13 protein-coding genes, 1 pseudogene and 1 riboswitch are annotated in these 12,524 nt (G+C 74.8%); of the genes and pseudogenes, 6 read left to right on the forward strand and 8 right to left on the reverse strand.

Translation table 11 applies throughout. The features are described from left to right. Positions 1-3: 3 nt before the first annotated feature. The 4 genes from DQ238_RS02720 to DQ238_RS02735 are packed head-to-tail and all read right to left on the reverse strand — an operon-like array spanning position 4 to position 3,764. Complete coding sequence (locus tag DQ238_RS02720) at positions 4-876, reverse strand: SDR family oxidoreductase (protein ID WP_113779767.1); 873 nt, start codon at positions 874-876, stop codon at positions 4-6. Then, positions 873-2,375 (reverse strand): NAD(P)/FAD-dependent oxidoreductase, encoded by a 1,503-nt coding sequence (locus tag DQ238_RS02725; protein ID WP_113779768.1) that lies wholly within the window; start codon positions 2,373-2,375, stop codon positions 873-875. Before DQ238_RS02725 ends, DQ238_RS02720 begins: the two co-directional genes overlap by 4 nt. Before the next feature lie 57 nt (positions 2,376-2,432). Beyond that, complete coding sequence (locus tag DQ238_RS02730; RefSeq protein WP_233495655.1) at positions 2,433-3,110, reverse strand: TetR/AcrR family transcriptional regulator; 678 nt, start codon at positions 3,108-3,110, stop codon at positions 2,433-2,435. Positions 3,111-3,128: 18 nt separating this feature from the next. Further along, the gene (locus DQ238_RS02735; RefSeq protein WP_199506097.1) at positions 3,129-3,764 is read right to left on the reverse strand and encodes a methyltransferase; all 636 of its coding nucleotides are present in this window, start codon (positions 3,762-3,764) and stop codon (positions 3,129-3,131) included. Positions 3,765-4,271: 507 nt separating this feature from the next. Between DQ238_RS02735 and DQ238_RS02740 the strand changes: the two genes are divergently transcribed. The 3 genes and pseudogenes from DQ238_RS02740 to DQ238_RS02750 all read left to right on the forward strand — a co-directional run bounded on the left by DQ238_RS02740 (position 4,272) and on the right by DQ238_RS02750 (position 5,951). Next, positions 4,272-4,508, forward strand: coding sequence for a hypothetical protein (locus tag DQ238_RS02740; RefSeq protein ID WP_147263000.1), 237 nt, complete (start codon positions 4,272-4,274; stop codon positions 4,506-4,508). Next, entirely contained in the window at positions 4,505-4,894 is a 390-nt protein-coding gene (locus DQ238_RS02745; protein ID WP_158550697.1) for a PIN domain-containing protein, read from the forward strand. The genes DQ238_RS02740 and DQ238_RS02745 overlap by 4 nt, the downstream gene beginning before the upstream one ends. 421 nt (positions 4,895-5,315) lie before the next feature. After that, a pseudogene (locus tag DQ238_RS02750) lies at positions 5,316-5,951 on the forward strand (IS5/IS1182 family transposase). A 34-nt stretch (positions 5,952-5,985) separates the two neighbouring features. On the opposite strand, the gene DQ238_RS02755 reads toward DQ238_RS02750, so the two are convergent. Beyond that, positions 5,986-6,870 (reverse strand): lytic transglycosylase domain-containing protein, encoded by an 885-nt coding sequence (locus tag DQ238_RS02755; protein WP_113779772.1) that lies wholly within the window; start codon positions 6,868-6,870, stop codon positions 5,986-5,988. Between the two features lie 231 nt (positions 6,871-7,101). After that, positions 7,102-7,262, reverse strand: a riboswitch (cyclic di-AMP (ydaO/yuaA leader). Positions 7,263-7,443: 181 nt separating this feature from the next. Here DQ238_RS02755 and DQ238_RS02760 point away from each other — a divergent pair. Both DQ238_RS02760 and DQ238_RS02765 read left to right on the forward strand, forming a co-directional pair. Beyond that, the gene (locus DQ238_RS02760; protein WP_113779773.1) at positions 7,444-8,544 is read left to right on the forward strand and encodes an LLM class flavin-dependent oxidoreductase; all 1,101 of its coding nucleotides are present in this window, start codon (positions 7,444-7,446) and stop codon (positions 8,542-8,544) included. Further along, positions 8,541-9,161, forward strand: coding sequence for an FMN reductase (locus DQ238_RS02765; protein ID WP_113779774.1), 621 nt, complete (start codon positions 8,541-8,543; stop codon positions 9,159-9,161). The genes DQ238_RS02760 and DQ238_RS02765 overlap by 4 nt, the downstream gene beginning before the upstream one ends. Positions 9,162-9,173: 12 nt before the next feature. Here DQ238_RS02765 and DQ238_RS02770 read toward each other — a convergent pair whose 3' ends face one another. The 3 genes from DQ238_RS02770 to DQ238_RS02780 form a co-directional block, all read right to left on the reverse strand. Continuing rightward, positions 9,174-9,386, reverse strand: a complete 213-nt coding sequence (locus DQ238_RS02770) for a hypothetical protein (RefSeq protein WP_147263001.1) — start codon at positions 9,384-9,386, stop codon at positions 9,174-9,176. Between the two features lie 54 nt (positions 9,387-9,440). After that, positions 9,441-10,364 carry a hypothetical protein gene (locus DQ238_RS02775; RefSeq protein WP_113779776.1) on the reverse strand — a complete coding sequence of 308 codons (924 nt, stop codon included), beginning with the start codon at positions 10,362-10,364 and terminating at the stop codon, positions 9,441-9,443. A gap of 228 nt (positions 10,365-10,592) precedes the next feature. Continuing rightward, positions 10,593-11,984, reverse strand: coding sequence for a nitrate/nitrite transporter (locus DQ238_RS02780; RefSeq protein ID WP_233495656.1), 1,392 nt, complete (start codon positions 11,982-11,984; stop codon positions 10,593-10,595). Positions 11,985-12,114: 130 nt separating this feature from the next. Between DQ238_RS02780 and DQ238_RS02785 the strand changes: the two genes are divergently transcribed. Beyond that, the gene (locus tag DQ238_RS02785) at positions 12,115-12,519 is read left to right on the forward strand and encodes a cupin domain-containing protein (protein WP_199506098.1); all 405 of its coding nucleotides are present in this window, start codon (positions 12,115-12,117) and stop codon (positions 12,517-12,519) included. The last annotated feature ends 5 nt before the right edge of the window (positions 12,520-12,524 follow it).

Consider the following 12,524-nt stretch of genomic DNA (forward strand, 5'->3'; position numbering starts at 1 on the left):
CGCTCAGCCCCGGCGCCGCCGGGTCAGCGCGGCCAGCACCCGGCCGTGGGAGCCGGGCGCGACCCGGGCCAGCAGGTCGGGGACGACGGCGCTCCAGCCGACCAGCTGCCGGGGCCGGCGCCGCTCCACGGCGGTGAGGACCACCTCGGCCGCCTTCGCCGGGTCCATGGTCAGCAGCCGGGCGAAGTCGCGCTTGCCCCGCTCGGCCTCCTCCGCCGGGACGCCGGAGCCGACCCGGGCGTTCTCGGCGATCCGGGTGCGGATCCCGCCGGGGTGCACGCTGGTGACTCCGACGCCGTCCGCGGCCAGCTCGGAGCGCAGCGCCTCGGTGAACCCGCGGACGGCGAACTTGCTCGATGCGTACGCCGCCTGCCCGGCCGGGGCGATGAGCCCGAAGAGGCTGGAGACGTTGACCAGGTGCGCGCCCGGGTGGGCCTTCAGCGTGGGCAGCAGGGCGTGCGTGAGCCGGACGACGGCGGAGAAGTTGACCGCCACGACCTCCTCGAACTCCTCGAGGGTCACCTGGTCGAACCGCCCGGCGAGGGCGATGCCGGCGTTGTTGACCAGCAGGGTGGTCTCCGGGTGCGCGGCGACGACCGCGTCGGCGACCCGCCGGGTGTCCGCGGCGTCGGCCAGGTCCACTCCGTGGGTGGTGACGGCGAGTGCGGGGTGCGCCGTCCGCACGGCCTGCGCCACCGCTGCCAGCCCGTCGGCGTCCCGGTCGAGCAGCACCAGTGAGCTGCCGCGTCGGGCCAGGCCGTGCGCGAGGGCGGCGCCGATGCCGCCGGCCGCGCCGGTCACCACCGCCGTCCCCCCGGCGAACCGGTACGGGGCGAGCCGGACCCTGCCTCCCGGTGGGCTCGCGTGCTCGCTCACGCTGCGGCGACCTCCTCGGCGGCCCGGGCCGGCTGCCGGCGGGCGAAGCGGACGCCCTCGTCCTCCAGCGGGCCGCGGCGCATGAGGAGCAGGTCGCGCACGTAGTTCTGGTGTAGCCGCCACGGTGCGCGGGAGCCCTGCGTCGGCAGCGCGGACAGGCTGCGCTGCACGTAGCCGGAGGTCAGCCCGAGGAACGGGGCGGTGCCGCCCTCGGGGGGCGCGACCGGGGTGCAGGTGGCGTACCCGGAGGCCGCCATGTGGTCGAGCAGCCGGCAGACGTAGCGGGCGACCAGGTCGGCCTTGAGCGTCCAGGAGGCGTTGGTGTAGCCGATGGTCATCGACAGGTTGGGGACGCCGGAGACCATCATCCCCTTGTAGGAGACCCGCTCGGACAGGTGCACCGGCTCGCCGTCCACGGTGAGGGTCATCCCGCCGAGGGGCAGCAGGGTCAGCCCGGTGGCGGCGACGACGACGTCGGCCGGGAGCTCCGCGCCGGACGCCAGCGCGATCCCGTGCTCGGTGAACGAGGCGGTCCGGTCGGTCACGATGGACGCCCGGCCCTCGCGGACGGCGGTGAACAGGTCGCCGTCGGGCGCCAGGCACAGCCGCTGGTCCCACGGGTCGTACGGCGGGTCGAAGTGGGTGGCCACGTCGAAGCCCGCGGGCAGCTGCGCGCGGGCCGCCTTCTGCAGGAAGGCCTTCATCGCCGCCGGGCGGCGCCGGCTGAACTGGTAGGAGGCCATGGAGACCAGCACGTTCTTCCACCGCACCAGGGGGTAGACGGCCCGGGCCGGCAGCCGGCGGCGCAGCGCGTCGGCGAGCCGGTCGCGGCCGGGCAGGGCGAGCACGTAGCTGGGCGTGCGCTGCAGCATCGTCACGTGCGCGGCCCGCTCGGCCATGCTCGGCACGAGGGTCACCGCGGTGGCGCCGCTGCCGATGACCACGACCCGCTTGCCGGCCCAGTCCAGGTCCTCGGGCCAGGTCTGCGGGTGCACGATCCGGCCGCGGAAGCGCGCCTCGCCGGGGAAGGCCGGCCGGTGGCCCCCGTCGTAGCGGTAGTAGCCCGAGCAGACCGACAGCCAGGAGCAGGTCAGCCGCACCGTCTGGCCGGTGTCGGACCGCTCGGCGGTCACCGTCCAGCGGGCGTCCTCGGTCGACCACTCCGCGGCGACGACCCGGTGGCCGAACCGGATGTGCCGCTCCACGTCGTGCTCGCGGGCGGTCTCCCGGATGTACTCGCGGATCGACGCGCCGTCGGCGATGGCGCGGGCCTGGGTCCACGGCCGGAACGAGTACCCGAGGGTGAACATGTCCGAGTCCGACCGGACGCCCGGGTAGCGGAAGAGGTCCCACGTCCCGCCGATCGCGTCGCGGGCCTCGAGGATCGCGCAGCTCGTCCCGGGGCGCTCCCGCTGCAGGTGACAGGCGGCGCCGATGCCGGACAGCCCGGCGCCCACGATGAGGACGTCGACGTGCTCGACGGTGGTGGCAGCGGTCATGGCTCCCCCAGGCTCGCGGTGACGCTGCCCACGGTAGTCGACACCCTGTCGAGAGCGTCAACGCCCCGTCGGGTCGTCGGTGCCGTAGATGGCGCGCAGCCACACGGTGAGCAGGACGTCGATGAGGTCCTCCTCCGCGACGGCGGGCTGCTGGCCGGCCAGGGTCACCTGCACGACCCGCTCGTTCATCCAGTTGAGCACCACCGCCAGGTCCCGCGCCGGCGGGCCGGCGGGGGCGGCGCCGCGGGCCCGCTCGGCCTCGATCGCCGCGGCGGTCTCGGTGACGAAGCCCTCCATCACCTGCGCCCACAGCGTCCGGACCTCGGGGCTGTGCGCCAGGAGCTGGGTCGCCGCGGCGGTGAGCGCCCGGTGCGCGCGGAAGGTGTCGCGCACCGCGCCCAGCGCCGCCCGCCAGTTCTCCCGGACGTCGCCGCCCAGCGCGCTGCCCCTCACCGCCTCGGCGCGCAGCGCCCGCGCCTCGGCCACCACCCGGTCGAGCAGGGCGAGGACGACGGCGTCCTTGGAGGCGAAGTAGAAGTAGAAGGTCGGCCGGGAGATGCCGGCGCCGCGGGCCAGGTCGTCGACGGAGATCTCCGCCAGCGGCCGCTGCTCGAGCAGCCGCTCGGCGGTGGCCAGGATGGCGCGCTCGCGGTCGTCACCCGAGGGTCGGCGCGCCCGGCGGCTCCGGCTCGATGCGGGTCCGGGACCGGAGGCGGCGGACAGCGGGGCGGCCACGGCCGCCGACCCTACCGATCAGGGCAGCCGCCACACCGTCGTCCGCCGCAGCCCCGGGCCCTCGGTCTCGGGGATGTCGTAGGCGGCGACCGCGGTCAGCCGCTCGCGGGGGAGGTAGGGCCGGCCGGGGTCGCCGACGAACACCTCGCGCCCTCGGGCGCGGGTCCGCTCCAGGAAGGGCAGCACCCGCTCGGTCATCTCCCGGTCGTAGCAGACGTCGCCGGCGAGGACGACGTCGACGCCGGCCGGGTCGCGGTCGAGGACGTCGCCGGTCACGCTCACCCGGTCGACGCCGTTGAGCCCGGCGTTGACGCCGACCGCGGCCCGGCTGAACGGGTCGACGTCGCTGGCCAGCACCGACCGGGCCCCGGCCAGGCAGGCGGCGATCGCCACCAGGCCGCTGCCGGAGCCGAGGTCGAGCACGGCCCGACCGGCGACCACCTCGGGGTGGTCGAGCACGAAGCGGGCCAGCGCCTGGCCGCCGGGCCACGCCGCGGCCCAGAAGGGCGGCGCCTCACCGGCGCCGCCCTCGTCCTCCATCGCCTCCCAGAGGGCGACGACGTCGTCGGCGACGTGCAACCGCACCTCGGGGACGGAGGAGGGCCGCCGGACCTGGGTGTGGGCCCGGACGAAGCCGGAGGGGACGGTTCGCACGCCCGGCAGTGCACCACCCGGCCCCGTCCCGGGCACCGCCGGCTCCGTCGCGGGCCGGCCCCGTGCAGGGCACCGCCGCGAGCCTGCGAGCGGTGGGGAGGAGGGGGTCCGGTGCGGCGTCATGAGACCGTCCACAGAAGCGTCAGGCACGTCACTCGATCGTGCGGCGGGCTTCCGCACAGCGCCGCGGTCGAGGTGGCCTGGTTTCGCGGTACGGCGATGGCGTGGACGAGAGGCCCGTGTACTCCGGAGCGCTGTCCGTCATCGACACGCTGATGTCGAAGTCCATCGTCTCGGTCATCGTGGCCCGTCCGTTCTCGCTGCTCGTGCTTGCGCGGCAGTCATCGGCGGGTCTCGGGCCGAAGGTCACGAGTTCGGCGCACACGCGTGGCCGCACCCGTCCGACGAGGGCCTGCAACAGGTCGACCGCTGTGACCGGAGGCGGTGTTGCACGGGTCGGGGCGGTGTCACACTCGGGTGGTGCCGACAACCCGCCCGCGTCACATGGTGACCGAGACCGACGAACTCGCTGTCGCCTTGGATGCGGCATCGCTTCGTTGGCCGGGGCTCACTCGCACCCAGCTGGTCGCTCGGCTGGCATTGGAGGGGCACCGGGCCGCGCAGGAGGCCGCGCAGGAGCGGATTGAACGACGCCGCGCAGCGCTTCGCGGCCTCAACGGCGTGTTCACCGGGCTGTATGGGCCGGACTACCTGGAGCGGGTGCGGGAGGGCTGGCCCGAGTGATCGTCTTCGACGCCAGCGTGCTCATCGCACACCTGGATGCGGACGACGCCCAGCATGCCCGCGCCGAAGGGCTGCTGGCCCGCGAGTTGGAGTCCGAGGACTTTGCTGTCAACCCACTCACGCTCAGCGAGATCTTGGTCGTTCCCACGCGGGAGGATCGCCTGGACGAGGTCATGTCCCGGCTCTCCGACCTGGAGGTCCAGGAGATCCCGTTCCCGAACGAGACGGCGACAGCCCTCGCCCAGTTGCGCGTGAGCACCCGGCTGCGGATGCCCGACTGCTGCGTTCTCCTCACCGCACGGCAGACGTCGGCCACAGTGGCGTCATTCGACGACCGACTGATGGAGGCGGCGGACCGGCTCGGGTTGGGAACGGTGCGGACCTGAGCCCGTGAAGAGGATCGCCCGACGAGCCTTCCGGAGAGTCCGGGACGTGCCACGGCCCAAGACCGTGGCGATCTCCTCGACTCGTGCGATCGGCTTCGCTCTGGCGGGATTCCTGGGCGAGCGCCTTGTTCGCGGCCGTGAAGAGTGCTTCCGTCCCCGCGCGTTCGTCGGCGGTCAGGTCGGCGGGCGGGTGAGTGGCGGGCCACGTCAGGAACGCCCTGGCGAGCCGCTGGCTGGTCAGGATCGTGCAGTAGGAGAGGACTTGCTGGCGCCCTGTGCGGGGACGATGGCAGTGAGCCTCTCCCCGTAGCGGAGGATTCGCAGGTCAGGAACACGCCGATGGCGGCCAGATGCCAGGAGATGACGCAGGACCTCGGTAGGAGGGAGGTCTTCTCACGGATCGTCTCCTCCACCCCAGGTCGTGGGCGTGTCTGATCCTCACCTACACCGCCGTGCTCCGGGTCGCCGAGGAGACGGTGCAGTTCGTGTCGGCGTTGCTCGCCGCTGGCCGGCGCCGACGCCGCACCCGTGCAGGGCGTCGGGCGCTGGGCTGCTACCGGCAGGCGGTCCTGGTCCTGCGCTGGTTTCTCGATGGCACCCGGCTGGCCCAGCTGGTCGCCGACAACGAGATCGGCTCCTCGACGGCCTACCGGTATCTGCACGAAGGCATCGACCGCTGCTCGGTCGCCGGGCCGACGGTGCGGGCTGACCGGCCCGAGCGGCGGATGGACCTGTCGTGGTCGGGCAAGCACGCCGCACACGGCGGCAACGGGCAGGTCATCGCCGTCCTCGATGGGCTGGCCGATCGGGGCGACGAGGATAACGGGCGGCGCTGACCACGCCGATCGAGCAGGCTGCCGGTCGCCGGCTGACCGCCGATGAGCGCACCGTCAACCTGCTGCGCGCGGCAACCCGCGCGCCGGCCGAACGCGGCAACTCGCTGCCGGGGACCACTGTCAAGGCGCTGCGCCGGGTCAGCCTGTGCCCGTGGCGGATCGGCGCGATCACCGCCGCCGCCCTGGCGCTGCTCCACCACGCGCACGACCGCACCACATGATCAACAGGCCGACGGAGCCGCTACTGGGAATGGATCAGTACCAACCCGTGGCCTGCGAGTGCGCCCAGGCCGCGCACGGGCTGCCGTAGGTGTTGTCGATGTAGATCAGCCCGGCGTCGATCTGGCGGTACCCGTCGGAGGTCTTGGCGATCCCGGTGCTCTTCCAGGTGGAGTCGAGGAACTGCGGGATGCCGTAGGCGGTGCTGGAGGGGTTCTGCGCGTCGGGGTCCCAGTCGCTCTCCCTGCCCCACAGCTTCTCCAGGCAGCCGAACCGCTCGGCGCCGACCTCGGCCAGCGCGTAGTCCTGGTAGGAGCCCTTCGGCGCGGCGGACGACGACCCGCTGCCGTTCTGCGGCGCGGGCGAGGCCGTGGTCCGCGAAGCCGCGGCCTCCGCGGCCTCGCGCTCGGCGGCCTGGCGAGCGGCCTGGCGAGCGGCCTGCTCGGCGGCCGCGCGCTCGGCCGCCTCGCGGGCGGCCTGCTCCGCGGCGGCCTGGGCGGCCGCGGCCTCGGCGGCGGCCCGCTCGGCGGCCGCGCGCTCGGCGGCCTGGCGCTCGGCCTGGTTCGCGGCGGCCTGGGTCGCGCTGGCCTGGGCGGCCGCGCGCTCGCTGCGCGAGACGGCGAGCTCCTCGAGCGGGGTGAGGTCGGGGATCGCCGTCCCCGCGGCCGACTCCGGAGCCGCGGGGGCGGACGGGGTGCCCAGCTGCTCGGCGACGCCCATCGAGGCGGTCACCGTCTGGGTCTCGGCGTCGACGGCGGGCTGGCCGCCGACCACCGCCACGACGACCGCGCCGGCGGCGGCGGTGGCCAGCAGGATCGCCGGGCGGCGGCGGGGTGCGGGTAGCCGCAGGCGGCGGCGGGACGGGGTGTCGGTGGTGGGGGCGGCCTGGGCGGCCGGGAGCTGCGTGGTGCGGTCGTCCATCGGGGGTGGGTGCTCCGGGGCGAGAGGGCGCACGGGTCGGCCCTCGCGTGCGGAGGGCAGCCCAGGGTGCGGCGGTCTAGGGGAGGTCGCCGGCGGCGCGGGGAGAGGGAGCGCCGGGCCGGCGGGCGCGGTCGGGACGGGTCAGCGGGCCGGGGAGGAGGCGCGAGGTGCGCGCGGCCGGGGAACCCGTCGAGCCGCGAGGGCCCGTGGGCGGGGCATGCGGGTGCTCTCCGTTCCTTCCGTGGCCGCCTACCGAGTTAGCTGACGGGTTCGGGCGGGAAGGTGCCCTACCGGACCCCCGAGCGGCGCTCGGGGGTGCGGATTCACCCCGGTACTGCGGTGGGTCCCCGGCTCACGCCCGCGGTGCGGGCACGACTCGGCGGCGTCCGGCCAGGCTCCCCGGGTGGGGACGGCGCGACCGACCGGACCCGGCCACCGTAGGTGCCGTCACCCGCCCGTGACAATCCCGGTGGCCACACCCGTCCCGTGAGCCACCTCGCAGCGCAGGGGGAACACCGGAGCGGTCCGCGGGGTTGGAGCAGGTAGTTGTACTCTCAACAACCGGAGGCGGACATGCAGTTCGGCGTCTTCTCGGTCAGCGACATCACGACCGACCCCACCACCGGCCGCACGCCCAGCGAGGCGGAGCGGATCCAGGCGGTGGTCACCATCGCGAAGAAGGCCGAGGAGGTCGGGCTGGACGTCTTCGCCCTCGGCGAGCACCACAACCCGCCCTTCTTCTCCTCCTCGCCGACCACCACGCTGGCCTACATCGCCGCGCAGACCACCCGGCTGCAGCTGTCCACGGCGACCACGCTGATCACCACCAACGACCCGGTGAAGATCGCCGAGGACTACGCGATGCTGCAGCACCTGGCCGGCGGCCGGGTCGACCTGATGCTGGGCCGCGGCAACACCGGCCCGGTCTACCCGTGGTTCGGTCAGGACATCCGCGACGGCATCCCGCTGGCGGTGGAGAACTACGCGCTGCTGCGCCGGCTGTGGGACGAGGACGTCGTCGACTGGTCCGGCCGGTTCCGCACCCCGCTGTCCGGCTTCACCTCGACCCCACGCCCGCTGGACGGCGTGGCGCCGTTCGTCTGGCACGGCTCGATCCGCTCCCCGCAGATCGCCGAGCAGGCCGCCTACTACGGCGACGGCTTCTTCTCCAACCACATCTTCTGGCCGGCCGAGCACACCGCCCGGATGGTGGAGTTCTACCGCCGCCGCTTCGAGCACCACGGCCACGGCTCGGCCGACCAGGCGATCGTCGGCCTGGGCGGGCAGGTGTTCATGCGCCGGAACTCGCAGGACGCCGTCCGCGAGTTCCGGCTGTACTTCGACAACGCCCCGGTCTACGGCCACGGCCCCTCGCTGGAGGAGTTCAGCGCCCAGACCCCGCTGACCGTGGGCAGCCCGCAGCAGGTCATCGAGCGCACCCTGGGTTTCCGCGACTACGTCGGCGACTACCAGCGGCAGCTGTTCCTCGTCGACCACGCCGGCCTGCCGCTGAAGACCGTGCTCGAGCAGCTGGACATCCTGGGCGAGGAGGTCGTGCCGGTGCTGCGCCGCGAGTTCGCCGCAGCCAAGCCCGCGCACGTCCCCGACGCGCCCACCCACACCTCCCTCGTGGCGGCCCACCGGACCGCCGTCGGGGAGGCGGTCGTCCGATGAGCACCCGGACCCTCGCCGTGGTCACCGCCGGGCTGTCGACACCGTCGTCCACCCGGCTGCTGGCCGACCGGCTGGCCGCCGCGACCGTCTCCGCCCTGCGCGAGCGGGGCGAGGACGCCACCATCGAGGTCGTCGAGCTGCGCACCCACGCCCGCGACCTGGCCGACCACCTGGTCACCGGGTTCGCCAACGACACGTTGCGGGCCGCGATCGACACCGTGGTCGGCGCCGACGGGCTGATCGCGGTGACCCCGGTGTTCTCGGCGTCCTACAGCGGCCTGTTCAAGACGTTCGTCGACGTCCTCGACCAGGACTCGCTCACCGGCATGCCGGTGCTCATGGGCGCCACCGCCGGCACCGCCCGGCACTCGCTGGTGCTCGAGCACGCGATGCGGCCGCTGTTCGCCCACCTGCGGACGGTCCCCGTCCCGACCGGCGTGTTCGCCGCGCCGGAGGACTGGGCCGGCGCCGACGGCGTCGACCCGGCCCTGGCCCGGCGGGTCGAGCGCGCGGCCGGTGAGCTGGCCGACCTGGTCACCGGCCGGCCGGCACAGCGCCGGCCGGTGGACCCGTTCGCCTCCGTTCCCTCGTTCGAGGAGCTGCTGCGGGGCGGCTGACTCCCCCCGGCGCTACCCCCAGGCCGTGCGCTGCCCCGGCGGGGTCGACCGGGCGGCGGTGTGCCCCGCGAGGAGGGCGAGCAGTGCCGGAACGCCGAGGAGCACGGCCGTGAACGGCGTCACCGACCGCAGGTCGCTGCGCAACACCTCGGGGTGCAGACCGCCGCCGGAGAGGGCGGCGCCGACGCTGATCCACACGGACACCGCCACCGCGGCGAGGACCACCGCCACTCCCCAGGACACCGCGAGCGGCAGCAGCCGGGCGCCGCGGCGCCCGGCTCAGGAGGCGAGCTGCTCGCGACCGGGGTCCTCGTGGCCGGGGCGGGCCTCCTCGACGAGCAGGGTGGAGAGCACGCCGAGGGCGTCGTCGAGCTGGCCGGTCAGCCGGTGCAGCGCGGCGCGCGCCTCGTCCCGCCGGTGCTGCAGGTCCTCGACCTCGGCCTGCGCGGCGGCCACCCGGGTGGCCCGGGTGTGCGCCAGCTCGGCCAGGGCGTGCTGCTCCTCCTCGGCCAGCCGCTGCGCCGCCTCGGCCGCCGCCCGGGACCGCTGCGCGGCGGCCTCGGCGGCCAGGCGCTCCCGCTCGGCGGCGGCCTCGGCGGCGAGCCGGTCGCGCTGGGTCGCGGCCCCGGTCAGCAGCCGGTCGGCCTCGGCACGGGCCTGCTCGAGCTCCTGGGCCGCCGTCGTGCGGACCTGCTGGGCCTCCTCGCGCAGCCGTTCCGCCTCGGCCACCGCGGTGCCCTCGACCTCCCGCGCCCGCCGCAGCAGGGTGTCGGCCTCGGACCGGGCCTCGCCGCGCAGGCGCTCGGCCTCGGTGGCGCCGACCTCGGTCAGCTGCGCGGCCTCGTCCGCGGCCAGGCGCAGGATCTCGCCGACCCGCTCGGAGGTCCGGACCAGCTCGCGCCCCTCGGGCGAGGTGGCCAGCAACCGGCGGGAGATCTCCAGCTCCGCCGACGCGGTGCCGTACCGGGCGAGCAGGTCGTCGTTCTCCCGCCGGGTGGCCGTGAGCTCGGCCTCGGCCCAGGAGACGTAGTTGTCCACCTGGAGCCGGTCGTAGCCGCGCAGCGCGGTGCGGAACAGGGGGCGGGGTTCGAGGAGGGTGTCGAGGTCACCGGCCAGGTTGGGCCGTCGGGGCGAGCCGACGGACGACGGGCCGTCGCCCGGTCCGGAACCGTCGGGGGCCGCCACCTCGCTGCGTCGGAACACGTGGGTCTCCCTCCTGACCCGAGGGGCGACCGTGCTCGCAGGTCTCGACCGGCCGGCCGCCCGAACAGCTCTTGCCCTGCTGAGCGACACTGCTGAGCTGTGCGAAGGATGCCCGGGCCAACCGGTTTGCAAGCGCTTCGCGGGCGCGCCACCGCGGGGGCGCGCCGGCTGGTCGGCGTAGTCCGTCGCGCCGTACCGGAACGATCACGATCGGTGAGGGGAGGGTGGTCAGCGGTACGCCGAGCCGCCGCGCAACCGAGCGCTCACGGCCACGTGCAGCGGCGCCAGCACGACGCCGTCGCGCGCCAGCCGGGCACGCAGCTGCCGGCGGTGCCGCAGCACGCCGACGAGCCCGATCGCCCAGAAGAGGTACTGGACGGCGAACGCCGCGCGGAAGGCGTCGAGCGAGTAGTCGGTCGACCGGCCCGGGGTGAGCAGGTCGAGCACCGCGCCCACAGCGAGGACGGTGAGCAGCGAGGCCAGGAAGCCGCCGACGTTGACCACGCCGCTGGCGCTGCCCTGCCGCTCGGCCGGGTTCCAGGTGCGGGCGAAGTCGAAGCCGATCATCGAGCCGGGCCCATTGGTGCCCAGGACGACCACCAGCAGCACCAGCAGCGGCAGCGGCGCCGGCCCGGGCCAGAGCAGGACCACGGTCCAGATCCCGGCCGTGGCGGCCAGGACGGTGAACACCAACGTCGAGCGGCGCAGCGGCCAGCGGCCGCACAACCGGCCGAGCAGCGGGCCGACGCCCATCCCGACGACCACCAGCACGGTGAGCAGGCCGGCGGCCGTCGCCGGGCTGCGCCCCTCGCCGACCACGAGGAACGGATAGCCCCACAGCAGCGTGAAGACCGTGCCGGAGAACTGGGTGACCAGGTGGGTGTAGAGCCCGATCCGGGTGCCCGACTCGCGCCAGGTGAGCGCCAGGCTGCGCCGGACGTCCGCCAGCCCCGCGGGCGGAGCCGGCGCGGTGCCGGCCGGGGCGTCGCGCAGCCCGACCACCACGAGGACGGCGACGAGGACGCCGACCGCGGCCGCGCCGAGGAACGTGACCTCCCAGGACGCGCCGTGCAGCAGCGCCACCAGCGGGTAGGCGGCGAGGATCTGGCCGACCTGGCCGATCTGGGCGGTGAGCTGGGTGATCATCGGCACCGTCGGCCCCGGGAACCAGAAGCCGATGACCCGCAGCACGCTGACGAAGGTCATCGCGTCGCCGGCGCCGACCAGGACGCGCGCGGCGACCGCCGTCGGCACGTCCCCGGCCAGCGCCAGCACCGCCTGCCCGGCGGCCATGGTCAGCGCCCCGGCCAGGATCAGCCGCCGGGAGCCGAAGCGGTCCAGCGCCACCCCGACCGGCACCTGCATGCCGGCGTAGACCACCAGCTGCAGGACGACGAACAACGAGACCGCCGACGCGCTCGCGGCGAACCGCTCCTGCGCCTCGACCCCGGCCACCCCGAGCGAGGCGCGGTGGAAGACGGCGACCGCGTAGGCGGCCAGCGCGACCAGCCAGACGGTGTACGCGCGGGCCGGAGGACGGGGAGCGGTCGGCGGCATCACCCCGACACCGACACCGCCGGACGCGGGTCTCTTCCGCGCCGGGGTGGTGAGTCTGCTCACCCGGAGGTGATCACCCCGCCCCGCGGCGCGAGTAACCGTGCACGGCGGCGGGCAGGGAGACCGTCGTCCGCCAGGGCCTGCCGGCTCCCGGCCGCACGTCCCGCACCGCCCGACGAGAGGAGAGCACCCGATGGCGTCCGTGATCCACTACACCATCGCGACCGAGGCCGAGAAGTACGCCGACTTCCGCCGCGTCCTGTGGACCGGCGAGAACACCCAGCTGGTCGTCATGACCATCCCGCCGGACGGCGAGATCGGCGAGGAGGTCCACGAGGACATCGACCAGATCCTCACCTTCGTCAGCGGCACCGGGGAGGCGCGCATCGCCGGGGCCAAGAAGAAGGTGGCGCAGGGCGACCTGGTCGTCGTCCCGGCGGGGACCGAGCACAACTTCGTCAACACCGGGCCCAACCCGCTGGTCCTCTACACCGTCTACGGCCCGCCGGAGCACGCCGACGGCGCGGTGCACCGGACCAAGGAGGAGGCCGACGCGGCCGAAGAAGCCGGCAAGGACGAGCCGCCGACCGACAGCTGAACCGA

The sequence above is a fragment of the Geodermatophilus sp. TF02-6 genome (assembly GCF_003319115.1).
Lineage (GTDB): Bacteria > Actinomycetota > Actinomycetes > Mycobacteriales > Geodermatophilaceae > Geodermatophilus.